Source organism: Leifsonia sp. Leaf336 (assembly GCF_001423695.1).
Lineage (GTDB): Bacteria > Actinomycetota > Actinomycetes > Actinomycetales > Microbacteriaceae > Leifsonia.
Window position 1 is genome coordinate 857,452 of the sequence record NZ_LMOZ01000003.1, and the last position, 23,792, is coordinate 881,243.

At 70.5% G+C, this 23,792-nt stretch carries 21 protein-coding genes; 15 read left to right on the forward strand and 6 right to left on the reverse strand.

Annotated elements, in window-relative coordinates:
• Positions 1 to 139 precede the first annotated feature (139 nt).
• Genes ASF88_RS19500 through ASF88_RS19525 form a run of 6 tightly spaced genes read left to right on the forward strand, consistent with a single transcriptional unit; the run spans position 140 to position 7,477 of the window.
• The gene (locus ASF88_RS19500; protein ID WP_055922800.1) at positions 140 to 1,108 is read left to right on the forward strand and encodes an ABC transporter permease; all 969 of its coding nucleotides are present in this window, start codon (positions 140 to 142) and stop codon (positions 1,106 to 1,108) included.
• Positions 1,105 to 2,037 carry an ABC transporter permease gene (locus ASF88_RS19505; RefSeq protein WP_082519080.1) on the forward strand — a complete coding sequence of 311 codons (933 nt, stop codon included), beginning with the start codon at positions 1,105 to 1,107 and terminating at the stop codon, positions 2,035 to 2,037. The genes ASF88_RS19500 and ASF88_RS19505 overlap by 4 nt, the downstream gene beginning before the upstream one ends.
• Positions 2,034 to 3,668 carry a dipeptide ABC transporter ATP-binding protein gene (locus tag ASF88_RS19510; RefSeq protein WP_055922803.1) on the forward strand — a complete coding sequence of 545 codons (1,635 nt, stop codon included), beginning with the start codon at positions 2,034 to 2,036 and terminating at the stop codon, positions 3,666 to 3,668. The genes ASF88_RS19505 and ASF88_RS19510 overlap by 4 nt, the downstream gene beginning before the upstream one ends.
• The gene (locus ASF88_RS19515) at positions 3,665 to 5,302 is read left to right on the forward strand and encodes an ABC transporter substrate-binding protein (RefSeq protein WP_055922806.1); all 1,638 of its coding nucleotides are present in this window, start codon (positions 3,665 to 3,667) and stop codon (positions 5,300 to 5,302) included. Before ASF88_RS19510 ends, ASF88_RS19515 begins: the two co-directional genes overlap by 4 nt.
• 10 nt (positions 5,303 to 5,312) lie before the next feature.
• Positions 5,313 to 6,431, forward strand: a complete 1,119-nt coding sequence (locus ASF88_RS19520) for an LLM class flavin-dependent oxidoreductase (protein ID WP_055922809.1) — start codon at positions 5,313 to 5,315, stop codon at positions 6,429 to 6,431.
• Positions 6,428 to 7,477 (forward strand): LLM class flavin-dependent oxidoreductase, encoded by a 1,050-nt coding sequence (locus ASF88_RS19525; protein WP_055922812.1) that lies wholly within the window; start codon positions 6,428 to 6,430, stop codon positions 7,475 to 7,477. Before ASF88_RS19520 ends, ASF88_RS19525 begins: the two co-directional genes overlap by 4 nt.
• On the opposite strand, the gene ASF88_RS19530 is transcribed toward ASF88_RS19525, so the two are convergent.
• From ASF88_RS19530 to ASF88_RS19550, 5 genes are read right to left on the reverse strand one after another with little or no spacing between them, the layout of a single operon-like run.
• Entirely contained in the window at positions 7,462 to 8,439 is a 978-nt protein-coding gene (locus ASF88_RS19530; protein ID WP_055922814.1) for an ATP-grasp domain-containing protein, read from the reverse strand. The two genes, ASF88_RS19525 and ASF88_RS19530, sit on opposite strands and share 16 nt — an antisense overlap.
• Complete coding sequence (locus tag ASF88_RS19535) at positions 8,436 to 9,770, reverse strand: amidohydrolase (RefSeq protein WP_082519081.1); 1,335 nt, start codon at positions 9,768 to 9,770, stop codon at positions 8,436 to 8,438. The genes ASF88_RS19530 and ASF88_RS19535 overlap by 4 nt, the downstream gene beginning before the upstream one ends.
• A complete protein-coding gene (locus tag ASF88_RS19540; protein ID WP_055922816.1) occupies positions 9,763 to 10,869 on the reverse strand; it encodes an LLM class flavin-dependent oxidoreductase in 1,107 nt (368 codons plus the stop codon). The genes ASF88_RS19535 and ASF88_RS19540 overlap by 8 nt, the downstream gene beginning before the upstream one ends.
• Positions 10,866 to 12,209: an NtaA/DmoA family FMN-dependent monooxygenase gene (locus tag ASF88_RS19545; protein WP_055922819.1), complete on the reverse strand. Its 1,344-nt coding sequence runs from the start codon at positions 12,207 to 12,209 to the stop codon at positions 10,866 to 10,868. The genes ASF88_RS19540 and ASF88_RS19545 overlap by 4 nt, the downstream gene beginning before the upstream one ends.
• Before the next feature lie 13 nt (positions 12,210 to 12,222).
• Positions 12,223 to 13,395 carry an LLM class flavin-dependent oxidoreductase gene (locus ASF88_RS19550; protein ID WP_055922822.1) on the reverse strand — a complete coding sequence of 391 codons (1,173 nt, stop codon included), beginning with the start codon at positions 13,393 to 13,395 and terminating at the stop codon, positions 12,223 to 12,225.
• 158 nt (positions 13,396 to 13,553) lie between these two features.
• Here ASF88_RS19550 and ASF88_RS19555 point away from each other — a divergent pair, with 158 nt between their 5' ends.
• Positions 13,554 to 13,901: a rhodanese-like domain-containing protein gene (locus tag ASF88_RS19555; RefSeq protein ID WP_055922825.1), complete on the forward strand. Its 348-nt coding sequence runs from the start codon at positions 13,554 to 13,556 to the stop codon at positions 13,899 to 13,901.
• 27 nt (positions 13,902 to 13,928) lie between these two features.
• Here the strand turns inward: ASF88_RS19555 and ASF88_RS19560 are convergent, their stop codons facing one another.
• Entirely contained in the window at positions 13,929 to 15,272 is a 1,344-nt protein-coding gene (locus tag ASF88_RS19560; protein WP_055923126.1) for a M20/M25/M40 family metallo-hydrolase, read from the reverse strand.
• Positions 15,273 to 15,432: 160 nt separating this feature from the next.
• On the opposite strand from ASF88_RS19560, the gene ASF88_RS19565 reads away from it, so the two are divergent.
• From ASF88_RS19565 to ASF88_RS19600, 8 genes are all read left to right on the forward strand, one after another.
• Complete coding sequence (locus ASF88_RS19565; protein ID WP_442915041.1) at positions 15,433 to 15,999, forward strand: flavin reductase family protein; 567 nt, start codon at positions 15,433 to 15,435, stop codon at positions 15,997 to 15,999.
• A 79-nt stretch (positions 16,000 to 16,078) separates the two neighbouring features.
• The gene (gene add, locus ASF88_RS19570; RefSeq protein ID WP_055922828.1) at positions 16,079 to 17,149 is read left to right on the forward strand and encodes an adenosine deaminase; all 1,071 of its coding nucleotides are present in this window, start codon (positions 16,079 to 16,081) and stop codon (positions 17,147 to 17,149) included.
• 11 nt (positions 17,150 to 17,160) lie between these two features.
• Complete coding sequence (locus ASF88_RS19575) at positions 17,161 to 17,874, forward strand: GntR family transcriptional regulator (RefSeq protein WP_082519082.1); 714 nt, start codon at positions 17,161 to 17,163, stop codon at positions 17,872 to 17,874.
• A gap of 164 nt (positions 17,875 to 18,038) precedes the next feature.
• Positions 18,039 to 19,064: a BMP family ABC transporter substrate-binding protein gene (locus ASF88_RS19580; RefSeq protein WP_055922836.1), complete on the forward strand. Its 1,026-nt coding sequence runs from the start codon at positions 18,039 to 18,041 to the stop codon at positions 19,062 to 19,064.
• 19 nt (positions 19,065 to 19,083) lie between these two features.
• Complete coding sequence (locus tag ASF88_RS19585; RefSeq protein WP_055922839.1) at positions 19,084 to 20,595, forward strand: ATP-binding cassette domain-containing protein; 1,512 nt, start codon at positions 19,084 to 19,086, stop codon at positions 20,593 to 20,595.
• Positions 20,592 to 21,677, forward strand: a complete 1,086-nt coding sequence (locus tag ASF88_RS19590) for an ABC transporter permease (RefSeq protein WP_055922842.1) — start codon at positions 20,592 to 20,594, stop codon at positions 21,675 to 21,677. Before ASF88_RS19585 ends, ASF88_RS19590 begins: the two co-directional genes overlap by 4 nt.
• Entirely contained in the window at positions 21,674 to 22,648 is a 975-nt protein-coding gene (locus ASF88_RS19595) for an ABC transporter permease (protein WP_055922845.1), read from the forward strand. The genes ASF88_RS19590 and ASF88_RS19595 overlap by 4 nt, the downstream gene beginning before the upstream one ends.
• Complete coding sequence (locus tag ASF88_RS19600) at positions 22,645 to 23,790, forward strand: acyl-CoA dehydrogenase family protein (protein WP_055922848.1); 1,146 nt, start codon at positions 22,645 to 22,647, stop codon at positions 23,788 to 23,790. Before ASF88_RS19595 ends, ASF88_RS19600 begins: the two co-directional genes overlap by 4 nt.
• The last annotated feature ends 2 nt before the right edge of the window (positions 23,791 to 23,792 follow it).

A 23,792-nucleotide genomic window follows, 5' to 3' on the forward strand; every position in this document is an offset into this window, starting at 1 on the left:
GGATAGCGGTGGGCCGGCGTGAAATCCACCTTCATCGAAACGGACTGTAACCCCCGACACAGTCCGTCATCCGTGCTGGTCCGGGCGTGCGAATCCTGACCGAATGAGGTGTCCGCCACGAGAGAAAGGAACGCGGCGCGTGAGCAGATACATCCTCCGGAGGCTCGGCCAGGCCGTGTTCGTCCTGGTGGTCGCCTACGTCGTGAGCTATCTGGTGCTCTGGGCGCTCCCCGGTGATGCCCTGGCCAGCATCACCGGCGGCCAGTCCAGCGACCTGAGCGCCGAACAGCTGGCGGCCATCCGCACCGAGTGGGGGCTCGACCAGCCGGTGCTCGTCCGCCTCGGCACCGCAGCGCTGCACGCTGCCTCCGGCGACTTCGGCCGATCGTTCGTCTCCGGGCGCCCGGTGTCCGAGCTGATCGCTGAGAGCGTGCCGGCCACGCTGGAGATCGCCGGTCTAGGGATCCTGTTCGCGTTGGTCGCGGGCACCGGCGTCGCGCTCGCTGCGACACGGTCGCGTTCGAACGGGCTCCGCGGATTCCTGCTGTCGTTGCCGCCGTTAGGTGTTGCCATCCCGTCCTTCTGGCTCGGTCTGCTGCTGATCCAGTTCTTCTCATTCCAGCTGCCGATCTTCCCGGCGACGGGAAACGACGGTGTCATCAGCGCCGTCCTGCCGGCCATCACGCTGGCGGTCCCGACCAGTGCGCTCATCGCTCAGCTGCTCGCGCAGGGACTGGAGCGGGAGCTGCGGCAGCCGTATGCGGACACCGCTCGGGCCAAGGGCGCGTCGGCGACCCGGGTGCAGCTGCGGCACGCGTTCCGCAATGCCGCGCTCCCCGCGCTCACGATCTCCGGGCTCCTTGTCGGGCAGTTGCTCGCGGGCTCGGTGGTGACGGAGACGGTCTTCGGCCGCACCGGCGTCGGACGGCTGACAGCGGACGCCGTCGCGGCTCAGGACATCCCGGTGGTGCAGGGCACCGTCGTGTTCGGCGCACTCGTATTCGTGACGGTCAATCTGGCCGTCGACCTCCTCTACCCGCTGCTCGACCCGCGGATCGTCACTCCCCGCGCCGCGCGGCGGGCACCGCTGAAAGCAGTGACCGCATGACCGAGACCGTCGTGGCCGAGCTGAAGCAGGTTTCCCAGACGCCCACCACCTCGGCGAGCAGAGAGCCTCTCCTGGGTGAGAGCACCGGGGCTTCCGGGTTCAGGCGATCCCGCCTGGCCGCCGCGCTCTCTGGGCTGCGCAGCCGGCCCGGGGTCGCGGTGAGCGCCGTCTGGATCGCCGTCCTCCTACTCGCCGCCCTGGCTCCCACGCTCTTCACCGCGACCGATCCGCTGGCGGTGTCCAGCGCGATCCGGCAGCCGCCGTCGGCCGCTCATCTTTTCGGCACTGACGCCATCGGCCGCGATCTGTTCTCCCGGGTCGTCCACGGAGCGGGCCTGTCGCTCGGCGCCGCCGCGATCGCCGTGCTCGTCGGCGTGATCGTGGGCACGCTGATCGGACTGCTCGCGGGGTATCGCGGGGGATGGGTCGATGCGGTGCTGATGCGGTTCGCCGATGTGCTGCTGGCGATTCCGGGCCTCCTGCTGTCGCTGGCCTTCGTGGTCGCGCTGGGGTTCGGGACGGTGAACGTCGCGATCGCGGTCGGTGTCACCTCGATCGCCTCCAACGCTCGGGTGCTGCGATCCGAAGTGCTGAAGGTGCGGAACAGCGTGTTCGTCGAGGCGGCCGTCGCCGGCGGCGCTCGCCCCATCCGGGTTCTGCTGCGGCACGTGCTGCCGAACTCGATCGCACCGCTGCTCGCGCTCGTCGCCCTCGACTTCTCCGCCGCGATCCTGGCGATCTCGGCGCTCAGTTTCCTCGGCTACGGCGCCCAACCGCCGACGCCGGAGTGGGGCGCCCTGGTCGCCGGCGGGCGTGATTTCCTCGCGACAGCGTGGTGGATGACCACTCTCCCTGGGCTGGTCATCGCTCTCACCGTGCTCGCCGGCAACCGCCTGTCGCGCGCGTTCACCGCGGAGGGCCCGCGATGAGTGCGTTGCTTGAGGTCGCCGACCTCCGTGTCCGCTACCGCTCCGCCGGGCGCGACGTGGAGGCCGTCCACGGCATCGGCTTCGAGGTCGCGGCCGGCGAACGAGTCGCCGTGGTCGGCGAGTCCGGTTCGGGCAAGTCCACGACCGCTGCCGCGATCGTCCGGCTGCTCGCGGCGAACGCCACCGTCTCCGGCGCCATCCGCTTCGCGGGGGATGAGGTCTCCTCGCTCGGTGAGCGTTCCTTCCGTGGGCTGCTCGGGCGGCGGATCGGCTATGTCCCGCAGGATCCGACCGTTTCGCTCAACCCGGTCAAGACTATCGGGCAGCAGGTGGCGGAGGTCCTCAGCATCCACCGGCTCGCGGACCGGCAAGCCGCGCACGAGCACGCGGTCGAGGCGCTGGAGCGGGCCGGCATCGACCGGCCGTCGGAGCGTGCGGTGCAATATCCGCACCAGCTCTCGGGAGGGCAGCGCCAGCGGGTCCTGATCGCCATCGCGCTGGCCGCGCGGCCGGAACTGGTGATCGCTGACGAGCCGACGAGCGCACTCGACGTGACCGTGCAGCGGCTAATCCTCGACCATCTGGACGAACTGACCGACGATCTCGGCGCGTCCACCCTGCTCATCACGCACGACCTCGGGATCGCCGCTGGCCGCGCCGACCGCATCCTCGTGCTGTCCGGCGGGAGACTGGTCGAGTCCGGGACCCCCGACCGGGTGCTCGGCTCGCCGCAGCATCCGTACACACGTGCACTGTTGGCCGCGGCGCCGAGCCTGAACACCTCAGGTGGCACGTTCCTGACCCGCGCCCGCGCCGAACGGCGGGAACCTTCAGAGGCGCCGACGCCGTCCGAGCCCCTGCTCATCGCGACCGGCTTGGTCAAGGACTTCGGCGAGAACCGGGCCGTTGACGGGGTGAGCCTCACCATCGACCATGGCCGGACCCTCGCCCTGGTCGGCGAGTCCGGTTCGGGCAAGACGACGACCTCGCGGCTGGTGCTCCGGCTGGACGACCCGACCGCCGGCCGTATCGTCTTCGACGGGGAGGACATCACCGCCGCCCGCGGAACCACGCTACGCAGGTTGCGCCGTCGCATCCAGGTCGTCCATCAGAACCCCTACGCCTCGCTGAACCCGCGGTTCCGCATCGCCGACCTGGTCGCCGAGCCGCTGCGCTCGCACGGCATCGGGACACGCCAGGAACGGGCCGCGCGCGCACGGCTGCTGCTCGACCAGGTCGGCCTGCCGTCGGACGCCGCGGAGCGCCGGCCGTCCGAGCTGTCGGGAGGCCAGCGCCAGCGCGTCGCCATCGCGCGTGCGCTCGCCATCCGCCCCGACCTGGTCGTGCTGGACGAGCCGGTGTCCGCGCTCGATGTGCGGGTGCAAGCGCAGGTCTTGGAGCTGCTCGCATCGCTCCAGGCCGAGCTCGGTGTCGCCTACCTCTTCATCAGCCACGATCTCGCTGTCGTCCGTCAGGTCTCCGACGACGTCGCTGTCCTCCGTGAGGGCCGCGTCGTGGAGACGGGAACCGTCGCCGATGTGTTCGACAGCCCCGACCACCCGTACACCCGCGACCTGCTGGAGGCCATCCCCGGCCGCGGCGCACCCCTCACCCCAAGGAGAACAGCATGACCAGTCCACGGATCCGGCGCATCACCGCCGGAATCGCAACCGCCGCGGCGGCCGCCCTCGTCCTCAGCGCGTGCGCCGCGAATGCGGCGGGTTCCGCGAGCACCGCATCGGCGAAGCCCGTCGAGGGAGGCGACCTGACGTTCGCTCTGGCCAACGACCCGATCACTCTCAACCCGACGGCGCTCGGCAGCGGCAACGACACCCTGTATGTGGAGCGCCAGCTTTTCGAGTCGCTGACCGAGCAGGACCCGAAGACCGGCAAGATCATCCCCGGGCTCGCGACCAAGTGGCAGGCCAACGCCGACGCGACGCAGTTCACGTTCACGCTGCGACCGGGCGTCACCTTCTCGGATGGCACCCCTCTGACCGCCTCCGTGGTGAAAGCGAACTTCGACGACATCGTGGCGAACGCGACGAAGGCGGTGAACGCGGTCACCGCATTGCCCAACTACGCCGGCACCACTGTGGTCAACGACTCCACCGCGACGGTGTCCTTCAGCAAGCCCAACGGCGCGTTCCCGCAGGCTGCGTCCACCGTTGCACTCGCGCTGCTGTCGCCGAAGTCGTTGGCGATCCCCTTCGACGACCGAGCCACCGGCGCTGGCCTCAGCGGGACCGGTCCGTTCACTCTCGAGAGCTACACCAAGAACACCTCCGTGGTGCTGAAGAAGCGCTCCGGCTACGACTGGGCTCCGGAGGACTACGGCAACCGCGCGGCCGCTCACCTCGACACGGTCACGTTCAAGATCGTCCCCGAAGCCGGCGTCCGCACGGGCGGTCTCACCTCGAAGCAGTTCGACGCGGTCGGCGGTGTGCTGCCGCAGGACATCGCCACGCTCAAGACCGGCAAGACCGGTCTCGTCATCCGCCCGAACCCCGGTATCGCGTTCGGCCTCACCACCTATACCAAGCCGGGCACGATCCTGAGCGACGAGAAGGTCCGCACGGCGTTGCTGACCGCGATCGACCGCACTGCGATCCAGCAGTCGGCGCTGACCTCCGACTTCAAGGTGGCGTCGAGCGTGCTCGCGGCCAACACGCCCGGCTGGGTCGACCTGAGCAAGCAGCTGACCAGCGACCCCAAAGCATCGGCGAAGCTGCTCGACGACGACGGCTGGAAGAAGGGAGCGGATGGCATCCGGGAGAAGGACGGCAAGCGCCTCAGCCTCAAACTCGGATACATCGCCAACTTCAATCCGAACCAGTCCATCGTCGAACTCATCCAGCAGCAGCTGAAGCAGCTCGGCATCGAGGTCACCGTGTGGACCGGAACGGTCCCGCAGTACCTCGCCCAGTCGAGCGCCGGCGCGTTCGACCTCGCGTACGGCAACCTGTCCCGCGCGGACGGGGACGTGCTGCGTACGCAGTTCCTGAGCACCCTCCCGTCGAACACGGTCAAGGGCTACACGGATCCGCAGCTCAACCAGCTGCTGCTGGACCAACTCGCCACCCCTGATCAGGACAAGCGGAACGCCATCGCCCAGAAGGCCGGGCAGCGCATCGTCGACCTGGCCTACTACATCCCCGTCGTCGAGCTGACGACGATCCTCGGGACTGCGCAGAACGTGCACGGCATCGTGCTCGGCGCGGACTCGCGGCTCGGGTCCCTCGTCGACGCCTACAAGGCGAAGTAAGGGCCGCGGCATGAAGGTCATAGGGCTCGACCTGATCGCCAACGCACCGGGGGGAGACGGGCAGCCCGCCCCCTCCCCCCGGGAGCGCCTGGCCGAGGTCGTGGCGAACGTCCGCCTGTTCGAGGAGCTGGGCTTCGACGGGTTCGCCGTCGGGGAGCGGCACCACGCGCCATTCCTCTCCAGTTCGCCGACCGTGCTGCTCGGGCACCTGGCGGCGGTCACCTCACGCATCCGGCTTTTCACCGGTGTCACCCTGCTCTCGGTGCTCGACCCGGTGCGGGTGGCCGAGGACTACGCCACGATCGACCACCTCTCCGGCGGCCGGCTCGAGCTCATCATCGGGAAGGGCAACGGCCCCGAGCAGACCGAGTTGTTCGGCATCGAGCGCACCGAGGCGTGGGACACCCTGCGCGAGAATTACACGCTGCTCCGGCAGCTCTGGTCCTCACGTTCGGTCGACTGGGACCCGCCGGCGGATGCGCCGGGAATCCGGCACTCTCCGCTGCGCGGCGCGGATGTGCAACCCCGGCCGCTGCAGTCGCGGATCCGCATCTGGCACGGTTCGGCAACCTCGCCGGCATCGGTGGAGCTGGCCGCCCGGCACGGCGACCCGATCTTCTCCGCAAACGCGATGAACCCCATCGAGCAATACGCAGCGCTGGTCCGCCGCTACCGCGAGGTGTGGGCCGAGACCGGGCGCGACCCGGCGGACGCGACGGTCGGCGCCGGCCACGTCCTGCACGTGGCCCGCACCTCCCAGCAGGCCCGCGAGGAATACCGGCCCGCGTACGAGGCGTTCGTCGCCGCCGTGTCGAAGGCCGACCACTCACTGCCCGGCACCCGCACCGACTACGCCGACTACGACGACTACGTCGCGCGTTCGTCTGCGCTGATCGGCAGCCCGCAGGAGGTGCTCGACAAGCTCGCCCGATATCACGAGGCATTCGGGCACACCACGATCTCCATCGGCGGCCATCCCGGTCAGCTGGTGCGCACTGCGTGGGCGGACAGCCTGGAACTCTTCCGGTCGGACGTGCGACCGGTCGCGAACGGTTTCATCGGTGACCCGGCGTGGCCCGTGTCCCTCGCGGAGAGGCGCGCTCCGGTGGCAGAGGCGGTGCCCGCGTGACGCGCCTCACCCGCCTGCACTTCCTCACACTGGGCAACTATCCCGACGACGACCCGGCACGGGGTCTGGAGAACACCCTCCGGTTGATCGAGGTGGGGGAGCGGCTGGGTTACGACGGCGCCTGGGTGCGGCAGCGTCACCTCGAGCACGGGATATCCTCGGCCGCTGTGTTCCTCGGCGCGGCGACGCAGCGGACGTCGATGATCGAACTCGGCACGGCGGTCATCCCGATCGGCTACGAGAGCCCGTTCCGGCTGGGTGAAGACCTCGCGACCGCGGACGTTCTCTCGGGAGGCCGCGTGGCCATCGGGCTGAGCGCGGGTACACCGCCGCACGCCGACCTCATCGGCGATCGGGTGTTCGACGGCGACTGGCGGGACTACGACCTCTCCTACGGTCGCATCGAGCGCTTGCTCGCTGACCTCTCCGGCGAGTTCATCGGCGACGATGACACCGTCATCCACTCGCCGGGGAACGTGCAGCGCCCCCGGCTGCAGCCGCACAGCCCCGGACTCGACCGTCGCGTCTGGTACGGCGGAGGCAGCAGCGCGTCCATCCGCTGGGCGGCGACGCACGGACTGCACCTGCTGACCGGGAACGTCATCTCGGGAGAGGGCACGGACGACTTCGTGGAGGCCCAGCGCGCGCTGATCGCCCTGCACCGCTCGCTGACGACTCGGCCGGACGACCTCCGGGTGGCCTTCGGCCGGGTGCTCCTTCCCACCAACGGCGCCGATCGGGAGACGCGGCAGAAGTACCGCGAGTACGCGCGCGAGCGTGATGCGCGGGTGGGTGTCGCGCACGGTCCCCGGCGGACGCTGTTCGCCGCCGACCTGGTCGGGCCGGCGGAGGAGATCGCGGAACGGCTGGCGGAGGACGCCGCGTTCGCGGACGTGTCCGAGCTGCGCCTGGAACTGCCATACGAGTTCGAGGAGCAGGACTATGAGCAGGTGCTGAACGACACCATCGAACTCATCGCACCGCGATTCGGCTACGTGCCCGGAGCCGGGCGTGCCTCGGAGCCGGAGATTCAGACCGTGGCGTAGAGCGACGCGAACTCCCGCCCGAGGAACCGCGCGATGGCTCGCGGACCGGAGGCGGGGGCCGTAGCCTCCACCACCGCGTTGTAGTTCGTGTTCGTGTTCACGTCGTACGTGACCGCGCGCCCGTCTACGGTCTCGATGAACTCGATCCCGGCGACCTCGATCCCGTGGCGGCGGGTGAAGTCGATGTACTGCGCGACCAGTGGATGGTTGAAGCCCTCGCGCAGCCGGAACAGCTGCTCACCCGGCTCCGGTGCGATCGTCGCACCCGGCGGTGTCAGCAGCGCTCCGGTGTCGGGGTCGATGGCGCAGGCGTCCGCCGGGCAGAGCTGGTACCCGCCCCGGGCTGTGTCGGCGGCGACCGCATAGACGAGCTCGTGGTCAACGATCTCCACGCGCGTGATCGTCGGTTCGGCGGCGACCAGGAGCTCCTGGAGCAGGGTGATGCCATCCTCCGGCTCGTCCAGCTCGCCGGCCTCGACGGCGCTCGCGAGCTCGTCGGCCGAGTCGAAGCGGCGCACGCTGATGCCCTTGCCGCCCTGGTTGTGCTTGATCACGAACGGAGTCGGGAAGTCCTGTGCGGCCGCGGGGAGGTTGTGCGTGCCGATCACCGCGACGGTGCGCGGCGTGTCGATCCCCGCCGCTCGCAGCGCGGTCAGCTGGGCGACCTTGCTCATCTCCAGCTCGATCACGCTGCGGCCGTTCACGGTCCGGCGTCCATGCGACTCCAGCCAGGACAGCACGCTGCGGGCGTAGTCCTTCGACCGGGCGTGGCCCCGGGTGTGTGAGGACGCGCTGATCCGCGACCAGAACACGCCCTCCGGGGGCACGGCGTCGAGGTCGAGCACACCGTCGACGAGCAACCACTCGACGAGAGGGACGCCCTCGGCTTCGAACGCGTCGCGGAACGGGCCGAACCAGTCCGGGTTCTCATGGATCGCGTAGACGGCGGGAGCAGTGGTCACGAGAAATACCCTTCCACATCGAGGCGGCCGCCCGCGGCGTCGAAGTCCGCGGCGGCGGCCTCGCGGAGCGTGGGGTCGGTCAGGAAGTCGAGCGCGGTCAGGGCGAGCCCATGTGCGGCATCGACGGCGGCGCGGTCGCCCGCCGCGGAGGACGCATACCGGGCGAACTCCTCGGTGTGCAAAGCGACCTCGGGCGGGCTCACCGCGATGACCGGGTGGATGCCGGGGATGCGGACGCTGACATTGCCGAAGTCGGTGGACGCCGCCAGCTCGCTCGGCACGACGTCCCGGGTGAGCACCCGCCGCCCGACCTGCTCCTGGTGCACGGCCCAGCGCTCGGTGAGCGGGCGGTTGAACCGGGTGGGCAGCGTATACGGCTGCGGGTCCCACTCGAGCCGGACGCCCGTCCCGGTGGCGAGCGCGACACCCTCCGAGATCTCCCGGAGCCGGGTGCTCAACTCCCGGAGGGTCGTCGCCTCGTGCGAGCGGAGGTAATACTCCAGGGTCGCGCTCGCCGGAACGATGCTCGGGCGGTCGCCGCCGTGCAGCACGATGCCGTGCACCCGGTCGCCGGGTGGCAGATGTTGCCGCAGTTGCGCGACCGCCTGGTAGTGCAGGTTCGCCGCGTCCAGCGCGTTGCGGCCCATGAATGGTGTGGCGGAGGCGTGCGCGGCGACGCCGGCGTAGTGGACGCGGAGGATCCGACGGCCGATGAACGGGTGGTCGGCGGCGTCATAGCCGAACGGGTGGGCCATGATTGCAGCGTCGAGCCCGTCGAACGCGCCCGCCCGCGCCAGCAGCTCCTTGCCGCTGTTGCCCTCCTCGGCCGGCGTTCCCAGCAGCACGACCCGTCCGTCGAGCCGGTCGGCGACCGAGGCGACCGCGAGGAAGGCGCCGACTGCGCTCGCCGCGATGATGTTGTGACCGCAGCCGTGGCCGATGCCCGGGAGGGCGTCGTACTCCGCGAGGATGGCGATGGCAGGGCCGTCGGAACGTCCGGCCTGTGTGAGGACGGCGGTGGGCTGGTCGAACACGCCGACCGTGGCATCCCAGCCCTCGGCGCGGACGGCGCCGGCGATCGCGGCCGCCGAGCGATGCTCGCCGAACGCCTCCTCCGGCGTGCCGAAGATCCGCCGGGACAGGGCGGCGATCCCGGCGAACCGCTCCTGAACGGCCGACGCCACCGCCGAGGCGAGCTCAGGGGCTGCGCCACGGTGGGGCGAGGTCAGCACCTCGGCTCGGGCCGCCCGTTCCGCGGTGCGCTCGCGGAGCGCGTCCAGGTAGCTGCTGCTCGGCTCTGTCGGCCGGGAGAGGTCGCGCAGCTCAGTCACGCCATGCCCGCGCGATCGACTCGAAGCTCGCCGCCCGGTCTTCAGGATCGTGGGTGATGGTGGTCAGGACGAGTTCATCCGCTGCGGTCGCCCGCTGCAGCGTCGTCAGCCGCTCGACGACGTCTGCGGGGGTGCCGACGAACTGCGTGCGAAGCCGGTCGTCGACCAGTCGGCGCTCGGCGTCGGTCCATTCCAGGGCGGCGGCTTCGGCCGCCGTCGGGTACGGGATCGCTCCGAGCCCGCTGCGGATGCTGCGCACCCACGCCGGGTACCCGGCCGCCAGCTCGGCAGCGCGCGCACTCGTGGGGGCGGCGACCACATCGGCCGAGACGATCACGTGCGGCTTCTCGAGCCCTTCGGACGGAGTGAAGCTGCGCCGGTACTCCTGGATCGACACGAGAACCCCCGACGGCGCGCTGTGATAGTTGGCCGCGAACGGGAGCCCGAGCCGCCCGGCGAGCCGCGCGGTGAGGGTGCCACTGCCGAACAGCCGGAGCTCCGGCGCAGCGCCGGCCGGACTGGTGCCGAGGCCGACGCGCTCGTCACCGGACCCCACTCCGTCCGCGAGGAGCGCGACGATCGTCTCGACCTGGTCGGCGAAGTCGGCGCCGCCCTGCCCTCGCACGAGCAGGCGCGCCAGAGTCTTGAACTTCGGCGCGTCGAACACCCGCTCGAAGCTGAAGGGCTCCGGGATCAGGAGCCCCTCTGGCGTCACGGACTCCGGCGCGTGGATCGGTCCGCTCGGCCCTCCGCTCGTCAGCCCGGACCGTCCGACGCCCAGGTCGATCCGGCCCGGGAAGGCGGTCGCGAGGAGGGCGTACTCCTCGGCGATGGTCGCCTCGGTGTCCTGGGGGCTGAGCTGCACGGCGCCCGAACCGAGCCGGATGCGGTCGGTGAACGCACCCGCGAGCGCGATGAGTACGGCGGGCGACGAGCCGATGACGCCGGGGTTGAAGTGGTGTTCGGCGAACCAGTACCGGTGGTAGCCGGCGGCCTCCGCGCGGCGCACGATATCGAGGGTCGCCGCGACGGCCTGCGCCGGGGTGGACCCACTCGGCACGGGGACCAGATCGAGGATGCCGAGTGGGATGCGCGTCACGACGCCAGCTCCGCGCGCTCGGGTACGGCAGCGCCCTCCCGCACCCACGGGCGGTCGCCGAGTCCGAGGTTCTCGCGCAGCGTGGGGTGCTCGTACGACGTCCTCAGCACGCCGCGTTCCTGCAACAGCGGCACCACCCGGGCGACGAATTCGTCGATCCCGTGGGGCACGACCGACCCGGAGAGCACGTAGCCGTCCGCCGCGCCGGTCTGCGCGGCGTCGTCCAGCCGCTCCGCGATCTGCGCGGGCGTCCCGACGAACTCGTGCCGGGTCGTCTTCGCCACGACGAGCTCGCGGATGCTCCAGTCGCGCTCCACCGCCTCCGCGTGCCAGGCATGGGCGGCGGCGAGGGGGTCGTCTACCCGGCGCGCCTGACCGTGGGTCAACTGGTCGCCGAGCGAGTCCGGCGGAGTGGGCACCGGTCCTTCCGGGTCGTGTGCCGACAGGTCGACTCCCCACACCTGTTCCAGGAGGTGGATCGCGGTCTGCGGGGTGACTTGAGCGAACTGGGTCTCCCTGGCGCGCTCCTCGGCCTCCGCGGGCGTGTCGCCGAGGACGACGCTCACGGCCGGGATGACCAGGATCCCGTCCGGGTCGCGGCCGGCCGCCAACGCCCGAGCGCGGATATCGCTCCGGAACGCGCGTCCCGCCTCCGGCTCGCCGTGGCGGCTGAAGACGACGTCCGCGGTCGTGACCGCGAAGTCACGGCCGTCGCCCGAGTCGCCCGCCTGAACCAGCACCGGGTGTCCCTGCGGCCCGGGCGCCACCGGGAACCAGCCCTCGGTGTCGAAGAACTCGCCCTCGAACCGGTAGCGCTGTGGTCCGTCCGCATCCCAGCTGTCCCAGAGCGCCCGTGAGAGCTCGACGAACTCGCCCGCCCGGCGGTACCGGTCCGGGTAGTCGAGGTAGCCGCCGCGGCGGAAGTTCGCGCCCGTGAACGCGTCCGAGGACGTGACGATGTTCCAGCCGGCACGACCACCGGAGAGGTGATCGAGCGATGCGATCCGCCGGGCGAGGTCGTACGGCTCGTTGAAGGTCGCACTCGCCGTCCCGACCAGGCCGATGTGCTCGGTCACCGCTGCGACCGCGGCGAGAGCCGAGAAGTTATCGGGCCGCCCGGCGACATCGAGCTCGTGCAGGCGCCCCTTGTGCTCGCGCACCCGGAGTCCCTCGGCGAGGAAGAAGTAGTCGAAGAAGCCGCGCTCCGCCGTGCGGGCGACGTGCTCGAAGGTGGAGAAGTCGATCTGGCTCCCGGCATCGGGCGCGCCCCAGACCGTCCAGTGGTTGACGCCCGGGACTCCGGCGGCGAGACGGAGGCGACGCTTTGCTGGCTGTGACATGGTCATCCTGCTTTCAGGCGGCGTAACGGTTGAGTGGGCGGCCGAGGTCGAGCCGGTCGCGGAGCGTGCCGGTCCGGGGCGTGGCAGGCAGGAGGCCTCGGCGGCGGAGCTCGGGAACCAGCTGCTCGCCGATGGCGGGCAGGTCCACGTGGGCGGAAGCCGGTCGCAGCCGTACGCCTTCGATGCCGTCGGCCTGCAACGCCTCGATCCGATCCGCGAGCTCGACGGCGGTGGCCGCGACGATGGCAGCATCGCTCCGGTACGGCTCGCCGTCGAGGGCGTCCCACGCCTCCAGGCGTGCGCGAGCGTCGGCGGCCGACGGCCCGAGCGCGACGACGAGGTCCGCGACGATCCGCAGCGGTTCCGGCTCGGTCCTGTCCGCCGCCTCGATGGCACGCACGGTCTCGACGACGCGCGCGGCGTCGGCGTCCTCGATCGGGGTGACGAAGACGACGTCGGCGGCGCGCGCTGCCAGCCGAAAGGGGATCTCCGCGTGCGCCAGAGCCGTCACCAACGGTTGTCCCTGCGGCGGCCGGGGTGTGATGGACGGGCCGGCAACGCTGAAGACGCTGCCGGTGAAGTGGACGTGATGCAGCTTGTCGCGGTCGAGGAAGCGGCCGGTCGCGACATCGCGGATGACCGCGTCGTCCTCCCAGCTGTCCCAGAGCTGCCGCACGACGGTGACGAACTCGGCCGCCTCGTCGAAGACGTGCGCCAGCCGTTCCTGTCCCTCCGGCGTCGAGAGCAGCTCGGGGCCGAACGAGAGGGCGTCGCGCCTCCCGAAGTTCGCCGTCTCCCCGGGCCGGGTCGCCTGGACCTTCCAGCCCGCGCGGCCTTCGCTCGTGTAGTCGAGCGTGGCCAGCTGCGTCGACGCGTGGAACGGCTCCGTCTCCAGCACGCTCGTCGTCGGCACCAACCCGATCCGCTCTGTCCGCCGTGCGACGAAGTTCGCGATCTGAACCGCGTCCAGCCGGCCGTGCAGGCGACCGGGCCGCTCGGGCGAAGGGACGCTCAGCGCATCTTCGAACGTGACGAAGTCGGCACCTGCTGCCTCCGCGCGCCGGACCTGCTCGACCCAGTACTGCGCCTGGAACACGGTCGACTGCTCGATTCCCGCATCGCGCCACGCGGCGGGGTGCCAGCCGGCACCGTCCAGCGCGACCGCGAGGATGAGGTTCTCGCTCATGGTCTCTCCCTCCCCACCTGGGTGGTTCTCGTCTCGTGAGGGGCAGACTCGCAGAGCCCGGCGGCCGGGCAGAAGCGTGCGCGTCACGAACCGTCAAGCCCGCAACGCGGCGTAACCGGGACTTGCCCACGGCGGCCGGAGGGGAGTGGATTCGTCTCATGACCGACAACCGTGAACCCGCCCTGATCTCCGCCACCGATGCCGCCGAGCGCGTCGCCGGCGGGGCCCGACTCATCGACGTCCGCAGCGAGAAGGGTCGCTCGACGGCCGGCGCGCTTCCCGGCGCCGACATCGTCGACCGCGAACAGCTGGAGGCGGCCTTCGCTGGCGCAGCCAAGGATCAGCCCGTCGTGGTCGTGTGCGGCTCCGTGAACGGTTCGGGGCCGGTGGCGGAGTGGCTGGTCGGCAACGGCTTCATCGATGTCGCCCACGTCGACGGAGGGTTCCCGGCTTGGAAGGGCAGCGGCCTCCCGGTCGGCGAGCCGACGGCGACGCCGGAGGACTGACCGGCTCCCACCCCCAGCGGCTCCACTTCAGGCGTCGCGGAGGATGCGCTCGGTCACCCGTGCGCAGAAGGCCAGCGCGTCGACGGGCACTCGTTCGTCGACCGCATGGAAGTGCCCGAACGCATCGAAGTCCGCGTCGGTCCGCAACGGGGTGAATCCATACCCGGCGATGCCGACGGACGCCAGGTGCTTGTTGTCGGTGCTCGCCGGCATCAGATAAGGCACGACGACACCCCGCTCGTCCTCTGCGGCGATCGCTGCCGCCATCACGTCCAGAAGCGGGCCGGACGACGGTGCCTCGATGGGATGGATCCAGCGGTCCCACGCGATGTCGATCCCGGGCCCGAGCAAGGCCTCCACCTCGTGGCGGAGCGCGTCCTCTTGTCCGGGCAGCACCCGCACGTCGAACTCCGCTCGGGCCTCCCCCGGAATCACGTTGGACTTGTAGCCGCCCTGGATGATGGTCGGCGAAACGGTGTTTCGCAGCGCCGCCGCGACCAGCGGGCCGGCCGTCCCGAGCGGTTCCGGATACCGGTCGATGGTGCTGATGTCGACGCGCTCGCCGAGCAGTGCCGTGGCCCGTTCGGCGAACGCCTCGACCGCGGGCGTCGGGATGATCGGGAACGTGTGCGAGCCGATCGTGGCGACCGCTCGGGCGATCCGCGTGACGGCGTTGTCCGCGGTCGGGCGGGAGCCGTGCCCGGCCGTGCCCCGTGCCGTCAGCACCAGCCGGCCGATGCCTTTCTCCGCCGTGGCGACGAGGTACGCGCGATGCGCGCCGAGTGGCACGGAGAATCCGCCGACCTCGCTGATCGCCTCCGTGACTCCGTCGAACCAGTGCGGCCGGTGCTGGAGCAGCCAGCGAACGCCGAACACGCCCCCCGCCTCCTCGTCGGCGAAGAATGCGAAGACCAGGTCGCGTTGCGGATGCGTATCCGAACGCGCGAAGTGGCGTGCGATCGCGACGAGCACCCCCGCGAAACCTTTCATGTCGAGTGCGCCGCGCCCGTAGAGGAAGCCGTCGTGGATCTCGCCGGCGAACGGCGGGTACGTCCAGTCGGCAGGTGCGGCGGGGACCACATCGAGGTGCGCGTGGACGAGCAGGCCACCCCGGGCGGGATCGCTGCCACGTAGCCGGGCGAGAACGTTGCCGCGACCGGGAGCGGATTCGGCGTACTCGGTCTCGTACCCGACCTCCTCCAGCAGCGACTGCAGGTAACGAGCGGCTCGAGCTTCCCCGTCCCCGATCGTTCTCGGGTCGCCCGTGTTGACGCTCGGTGTCCGGATCAGCTCCTGCGTGAACCGCAGCGTCTCGTCGTGAAGCGCGGAGAGGTGGGGGTCGGCTGAATCGATGCGGGCGTCGGAAGTCATGTCCCCCATGCTTGTTCGCTCACCGTCCCGGCGGAAGCGTCGATGACGATTGCTTACCGTCGAGCGGACGCTCAGGACGTAAACCGGCGTAACGCGACAGTGCGCCGATCGCAGTGGTGCAACACCATGACTCTCATCTCAACGACACAGGGAGGACACCGTGACCGAGACGCAGATCCTGCGGGAGGAGCGCCCCGACGAAGATCATGCCGCGCACCGTTTCCCGGTCGGGCTCACCCCGGATGAGTTCAAACTCGCCTTCCGCAACCACGCCGCCGGTGTAGCGGTCATCACGGCGGACGCCGGCGAGGGACCGGTTGGGCTCACTGCGACGAGCGTGTTCTCGGTCAGTGCAGAGCCTCCACTGCTGGTGTTCTCGATCTCAGCGCAGTCCTCCAGCGCGCCAACGATTCTGAAGGCGGAGCACGTGGTGGTGCACTTGCTGGCCGATGAGCAGCTCGACCTCGCGCAGCTCTGCGCTACGAGCGGGGTCGATCGATTCGCCGATACGAGCATCTGGACTCGGCTGATCACCGGAGAGCCCTACTTCCCTGCGGCCCATTCCTGGATCCGCGGACGTGTCGTGGACACGATGAGCGCAGGCAAGTCCACGATCGTGGCGGTCCATGCCCTGCAAGCGCAGGTGCCGGAGGCGGAGGCGGCCCCGCTGGTCTACCACAACCGCACCTGGCACCGGCTCGGCGAGGAGTCCCGCCTCGAGGCCTGATGCCACGCTTCTCCAACTTGTCAACAAGCGTGACGGACGATTAGATTCAGCGGGCCGTCTTCGAAAGGACCCGCCGCCGATGCCCACTGCCCCCACCGCCCTGTCGACCGGCCACCGCATCGACGAGACATGGATCCGGCGGTTGCCGAAGGCGGAGACGCACGTGCATCTCGAGGGCAACTTCGAGCTGATCGATCTGCTCGACCTGGCGAAGGCGGCGGGCGAACCGCTGCCCGGGCCCGCCGCCACGCTCTTCGACGTGACCACCCACGACGCCAGCGACGGCACCGGTGACCTCGCCGACTTCCTGCGGTTCCTCGACTGGGAGTGCGGATTGATCCGGACTCCCGAGCAGGCCGCCCGCCACGCGTACACGTTCGCGGCGCGGCAGACGGCTTCGGGCGTCGGCTATACCGACGCCATCATCAACCCCACCCACTGGGCGGCCTGGTCCGAACGTCTCCCCGCGCTCTTCGACGCGCTGGCGTCCGGCCTCGACGAGGCGGAGCAGGACGGCCTCGCCGAGGTGCGGCTCTGCTATTCGCTGCTCCGCCAGCAGAGTGCGGGGGAGGCCCGCGAGGTCGTCGAGTGGCTCACCGCCGCGCGACCCCGACGCGTCGTCGCGCTCTCGATCGACGGCGACGAGCGCTCGGCCGGACGAGTGAGCGGTCGTTTCGCCGAGGCGTTCACGGCAGCGAAGGACGCCGGTTTCCGGCGTACCGTTCACGCCGGGGAGTCCAGCGGTCCCGAGGGTGTCTGGGATGCCATGCAGCTGCTGCACGCCGAGCGGATCGACCACGGCGTGCGTGCAGCGGAGGACCCCGAGTTGCTCCGCTACCTGGCCGACACGCAGATCCCTCTAGGCGTGTGTCCGCGGTCGAACGTCGTGCTCGGCCTCTACGAGGACTGGAGCGACCACCCTCTCGTCGCGCTGCGGGACGCGGGCGTGAACGTGACGATCAACACGGACGACCCGGCTCCGCTCGGCACGACCCTGGAGGCCGACTGGGCGGTTTGCGCCGAGACCTTCGGGCTGACCGAGGACGACCTGATCGGTTTCGCCCGCGCCTCGATCGCGGCGTCCTTCGCCGACGACGCGACGAAGCGGGCGCTGGAGGCCGCGCTGCCGTCGGCCGCGCGGAGCCGCTAGATTCTGAACCTGTGACCGAGAGCCGTTTGCACAACGAACTCCTCCGCGAGGTCCGTGAGGCGGCGGCCGCCACCTCCCCGCTGCCGGGCGAGTTGGAGTTGACCGCCCGGCTGGGCTGCACGCGCCAGCAGCTGCGTAACGCGCTGGCGGAGCTGGAGCGCCAGGGCATCCTGCGCCGGCGCCAGGGCGCCCCGACCACTGTCGACCATGTCGGCCTGCGCATGAGCGTACGGCTGGAGGACCAGTTCGAGCACACCGTGCTGCTCTCCCGAATGGGATACCAGGCCGGCGTCGAGATCCTCAGCTCGCAAGTGGAGCGCCTCCCCGCGGACGTGGCGGCTCTGTTGGACGTGCCGGAGGGCAGTCCCGCACTGCGCAGCGTCAAACGCTGGCGCGCGGACGGTCGGCCCGCCATGCTCGCCTCGGGCTATCTGCTGCTGCCCGACTTCGACGAGCGGGAGCTCGACGAGTCCGTGTTCACGGCCGTGACCCAGGTGTGGAACGAGTCGCTGGTGTGGGAGGTCGCCACCCCTGGCGCCGAGGCGCTCGACCCCGAGCGGGCCGACCTCCTGGAGAAGCCGGTCGGAACCCCCGTCCTCACATTCGAGCTCATCGGGGTCTCGGTGAGCGGCCGCCGGCTGTTCTACGCGTTCGAGCACCACCTCCCGGAGGTCGTGCGCTACTCCTTCGCCCGGTCGGTGCGGCCGCCTTGGGCGATGCTCTGATCCTCTGAGCGGTCGGCGGCCGCGGCTTCGATCGGAGCCGTGTGTCGTTGTGTTTCGCGCGGCATAGCCCTCGGCTTGCGCGGCTGGGCAAACTTATCGACAAGTTGCATCGCACTCACATTCCGCGACTGCCCACCCCCACAACCCGACGAAAGGCGCCCGCCATGAAGCTGCGCTCCCTCATCGCCCCGTTGATCGCCATCCCCGTCGTTGCGGTGCTCGCCGCGTGCTCGTCCGGCGCTTCGGCCGGCGGCGACGCGACCTCCTCCGCACACGAGCTGAAGGTCGCCGTCGTGCTCGGCGGCCTCGCCAACGACGGTGGCTTCAATCAGTACGCGGCCGACGCCGCGCACGCCCTCGAGAAGAAGGGCGAGATCAAGGCCCAGATCCGCGAATCGGTCACCACGTCCTCCGACGCCGAGGCGGCCTTCCGCCAGTACGCCTCCCAGGGCTACGACCTGATCATCGGCTGGGGCCTCGACTTCGCCAACTCGGTCTTCACCGTCGCCAAGGAGCAGCCGAAGGCGCACTTCATCGCGACCGGTTCGGCCGACATCCTCAAGAAGGCCACCGCAAATGTCGAGACCTGGACCTATGCGAGCGACCAGCAGGGCTACCTGACCGGCTGGGTCGCGGGCAAGACCGGTCTCTCCCCGGTCGGTGTGGTCGACGGCCAGCTGGCGCCCTTCAACGAGACCACCTACAAGGCGCTGACATTGGGCCTGAAGGACGCTAACCCGTCGGCGACCGAGCTGAAGCCGATCTTCACCGGCAGCTGGGAGGACCCGGCCCTCGCCAACCAGGCGGCCAAGGCGCAGATCGCCGCGGGCGCCAAGCTGATCGTGACCGGCGCGGAAGGCTACACCCCGGGCGTGCTGTCCGCCGCGAAGGCCGCGGGCATCGCGACCCTCGGCGCGTCCTCCACCTCCTCGTCCGACGCCAAAGCGGTCAACATCGGTCTGGTCAAGCTCGACTTCACCCCGACGCTGGAGGAGGTCGTCGGCCACCTGCAGAAGGGCGACTTCGGCAACCGCTCCTACACCTCCACGATCGCCAACAAGGGGCTGATCTTCGCCGACATCAACCAGGTCGACGCGGCCCCCGGCCTGCCGAAGGACATCGCCGACCAGGTCGACGAGCTGGCCAAGAAGCTCGCCAGCGGCGTGCTGAAGATCCCGTCCGTCGGCTGACCCTCTTCCGACACTGCCGATGAGTTCTGATCTCGCGCTCCTGGGCGTCTCCAAATCCTTCGGAGGCGCCCAGGTTCTGCACGCCGTCGACGTGGCCCTCGCACCTGGCACCATCCACGCACTGGTGGGGGAGAACGGCGCAGGTAAATCCACCGCGCTGAAGATCCTGGCCGGGCTGGAACAGCCCACCGAGGGTGGGCTGACCGTGGGTGGCGAGCCCGTCGTCTTCGGCAGCCGCCAGGCGGCCATCCGGCACGGGGTCGGACTCGTGGCGCAGCAACTCAGTCTGATCCCGGAACTCACGCTGGCCGAGAATCTGATCCTGGTGCAGCCCGAGCGCATCGCGCGGCGCCGCCGAGCGGCACGGCTGTTGCGCTCCGCGGCCGAGTCGGCCGGGCTGACGATCGAGTCGGACGTGAAGGTGCGCGAGCTGGGGCTGGCTCAGCGTCAGCTGGGCGAGCTCGCGATCGCCCTTGCCCAGGGCGCACGCATCCTCCTGCTCGACGAGCCCACGTCCGCACTCGGCCCCTTCGAGACCGCCGCTCTCTTCGACCGGGTCCGCGCGCTCGCCGCGGGAGGCTATTCCGTTCTGCTCATCACCCACCGGCTGGACGAGGTCCGCGAGGTCGCGGACGAAGTCACGGTCCTCTCCCACGGCCGGGTCGCCCTCGCCTCCCGCGTGTCGGAGGTCTCGGACGATCAGCTCGTCCGCGCGATGGTCGGCTCCATCCCCGACGTCCCGCGACGCACGCACGAGCTCACCGGCGACGTGCGCCTCGAACTGCGGGGAGTGTCCGGTTCCGGTGCAGGAGCCCGGATCGACGACATCGACCTTGCCGTGCGCGGAGGGGAGGTCGTCGGTGTGCTTGGCGTCGCGGGCAACGGACAGACCGCACTCGCTGAGGCGGCCGCCGGCGTGCTCTCCGTCGAGGCGGGCACGGTCGCCGTCGACGGCTTCTCTGTGACCGGCAGGCCGGAACGCGCCGCGAGCGCGGGCCTCGCCTATGTGCCGGAGGTGCGCGAGGAGGCCCTGCTGCCCGATGCCACACTCACGCGCTCTGCGGTGCTGCGCACCCTCGGAGGCGGCGGCCGGTTCGTCCGCCGCGGTCTCGTGGACTGGAAGGCCGCCCGCAGCTTCACCTCCGAGCTGCTGCGCCGTCACGACGTGCGACCGCCGAACCCCGACCTGACCGCCCGCACGCTTTCGGGAGGCAACCAGCAGAAGCTCCTCGTCGGCCGGGAACTGGACGGCGCGCCCGCCGTCGCGGTGCTCCACGGACCCACTCAGGGCCTGGACCTGCACGCGAGCGCGGTGATCCGCGGCGAGATCCGTGCCGCAGCCGCAGCCGGCGCCGCCGTGCTGCTCGTGAGCGCAGACATCGACGAGATCCGCGACGTGGCCGATCGGATCCTCATCCTCTCGAAGGGCCGCATCGTGGACGCCCTCGCCGCCGACGACTTCGACAGCGCACGTGTGGGGCGGGCCATGGCCGGCCTCCTCGCCCTGACCGAGGGAGGAGGATCCCGATGAACGCACTGCTCACTTTCGCCCGTCGCCGCCGCGGCCTCCTGATCGCCGTTCTGTACGTGCTCGCCGGCTTCGCGATCGTCCTCCTCCTGGTCTCGTCGACCGGCGGCGATCTGGGAGTCGCGTTGAACGGCTGGTTCACCGGCGCGTTCGGCGATGGCTACAACCTCACCCAGACTCTTGCGAACGCGACGCCGCTTGCGCTCGTCGCGATCGGGGTGTCCGTCGCGCTGCGCGCCGACGTCATCACGATCGGCGCCGAGGGTCAAGCCATTCTGGGCGCTGTGTTCTCGACCGCGCTGGCTTTGTGGCTCGGCCCGCACGCGAGCCCGGTGCTGGCGCTTCCGCTTGGCGCCCTGGCCGGTGTCGTCGGCGGCGTTCTGTGGGCGCTGCCCGCCGCGGTCGCGAAGATCCGGTGGGGCGTGACCGAGATCCTCTTCACCCTGCTGGCCAACTATCTCGCCGTCGCGCTGCTGACCTATCTGCTGCGGACGGCGTTGCGTGACCCGGCGACGAACGCCAGTCCGCAGAGCCCGCCGCTGCCGGTTCCCTCCCAGCTCCCGATGCTGCCCGTGCCAGGACGCATCCACGTCGGCATCGTCGTCGTGGCCGTGCTGCTCGTCGTCGCCTGGTGGTGGTCGCGCAGTCGCAACGCGTTCGTGCTCGATGTCTACGGCTCGCGGCCCTTGCTCGCCGCCCGGCTCGGGCTCACGCCGCGCCGGGCCGTGCTCACCGCCATGATCGTGTCCGGCGCGACGGCCGGCCTCGCCGGGTGGATGCAGGTGGCGGGCGTGACTCAGCGGCTCGAACCCGATGTCTCGGCCGGGATCGGGTTCGCCGGTCTCGCCGTCGCCGTGCTCGGACGCGGGAATCCGCTCGGCATCGCCATCGCGGCGGTCGTCTACGCCTCCCTCGGCACGGGAGCGGCCGGCGTGCAGATCGCCACCGGCACGGTCCCGACCGCGATCGGGACGGTGACCCAGGGCGTGCTCCTCCTCACCGCGGCCCTTGCGCTCGCCGCAGTCAAGCTCAGCGGGCGCGAGCGCGCGGACGCCGCGGCCGCGAAGGCGGAGGTCGCGGCATGAGCCCGGTGGACTTCTGGACAGTCGTGCTCGCGGGCGCACTGGCACTCTGCGCACCGATCGTGATCGCCGGACTCGGCGAGATCTTCCTCGAACGCACCGGCGGATTCAACGTCGGCATCGAAGGGATGATGCTGGTCGGGGCGGTCTTCGGAGTGCTCGGCTCGCATCTCGGCGGCGTCTGGGTCGGTGTGCTCGCCGGGATCCTCGCCGGGCTGGTGCTTGGCCTGCTCGTCGGCGCCGCCTCCGCCCTGGCGAAAGCTGACATCATCATCGTCGGAATCGCCATCGGCCTGCTCGGCTCCGGCCTCAGTGTCTTCCTCTACCAAGTGCTCAACCCGGCCGGTCACACCAACCAGACCGTCCAGACGCAGCCCCCGCTGCACCTCCCGCTCATCGAGGCCATCCCGATCGTCGGACCGGGCCTGGCCGGAGCCGGCATCTTCTTCTACCTGTCCGTGCTGCTCGTCGTGGTCTCGTGGCTCGTCCTCGACCACACCCGCTTCGGCTTACGGCTCCGCGCCGTCGGCGACGATGAAGCGGTCGCACGCACGCGCGGCATCTCGCCCGTGGCGTTCCGGATCGTCGCCGCCGTCATCGCGGGCGGTTTCGCGGGCCTGGCAGGCGCGACGGTCCCCCTGGCCGAGATCGGCACATTCTCGCCCGGGATGACCGGCGGGACCGGCTTCATCGCCCTCGCCGTCGTCATCATCGGCCGGCGCACACCGATCGGCCTCATCGCGGGCGCCCTGCTGTTCTCCTTCTTCAACAGCCTGGCCCTGCTCGCCCAGACCCAGAGTCTCGGCCTGCCTGTCGAGCTGTTCCAGGCACTGCCCTACCTCGCGACGCTCTTCGTGCTGTGCGTCGTCTCGCGGCGCGTCTACCGGCGCACTCGCGCCCGACGCTCCGTCGCCCGACCGCTTCGCCCCACCAGCTCAGAACATGCCATCCCCGAACCCGAAGGAGTCCGATGACCGCCCCGACCAGCCTCCACGACCTGCCCGACGCGGAGCGCGACCTGCTCGACCGCATCGCCGGTCTCGCCGAGGGGTTCGCCGCTGAGGCCGGCGGCTTCGACGAACGCGCCGAGATCGCGGTCGGCAACCTTGCCGCCCTCCATGAGGCGGGGCTGGACGCCGCCGTTCTCCCCGCACACCTGGGTGGTACCGGACTCAGCTACCAGGCATTCGGCGAAGCGGTGCGCATCCTCGCTGCCGCCGACCCGTCAACCGCGACGATCGTCACCATGCACTCGGGCGCCGCCGTCGGCCTGGCCGAGCTCACGCGCGAGCGGCAGGGCAGCTTCTTCGCCGACGAGCTGCTCGCCGGCAAGCGGTTCGCCAACGCGCTGTCCGAGCCGACCAGCGGCAACCGCTTCCTCAACCCGCAGCAGGAGGCCAGGCGTGCCGAGGGCGGCTGGCTGCTCGACGGCACCAAGCGCTTCGTCTCCGGCAGCGAGATCGCCGACTACCTGCTCGTCAACGCGCTCGTCGACGGGGTCCCCACCTTCTTCGCCGTCATCCCGGACGAGACGGTGACGATCATCCCGATCTGGGACACGCTCGGCCTGCGAGCCACCCGCAGCCAGCTGCTCTCGTTCAGCGACACCCTGCTGCGCGAGGAGTACCGCGGCCGCTCGCCGCAGCCGGGCGACTTCGCCGCGGTGCCCGCCGGCCTCCCCGCGATCTCGCTCGGCATCGCGGACGCGGCGCTGGCCTCGCTCGTCGACCACGCGCGCAACCGCGCGATCCTGGGCAAGCCGCTCTCGCACCAGCAGTGGATCCAGCACGAGGTCGCCGACGCGCAGTCGCGGCTGGAGGCCGTGCATGCGTTCTTCCAGCGCACGCTCGCGGAGGCGGACGCAGGCCGGCCCGAGTTCTTCAGCAACCTGTCGCGGGCGAAGTACCTCGCCAACAAGGTCGCTGTCGACGTCGCACAACTCGGCGTCCGCGTCGGCGGTGCATCCGGATATCTCAAGCAGTCTCCCATCCAGCGCCACCTCCGCAATGCGCAGGCCGGGCAGCTGATGGCGTACTCGACCGAGGTGATCGCCACCGAGATCGGCAAAGAGGTTCTCGGCGTCGTCGAGACCGACGAGAATGAGGAGGTGGCCTGAGC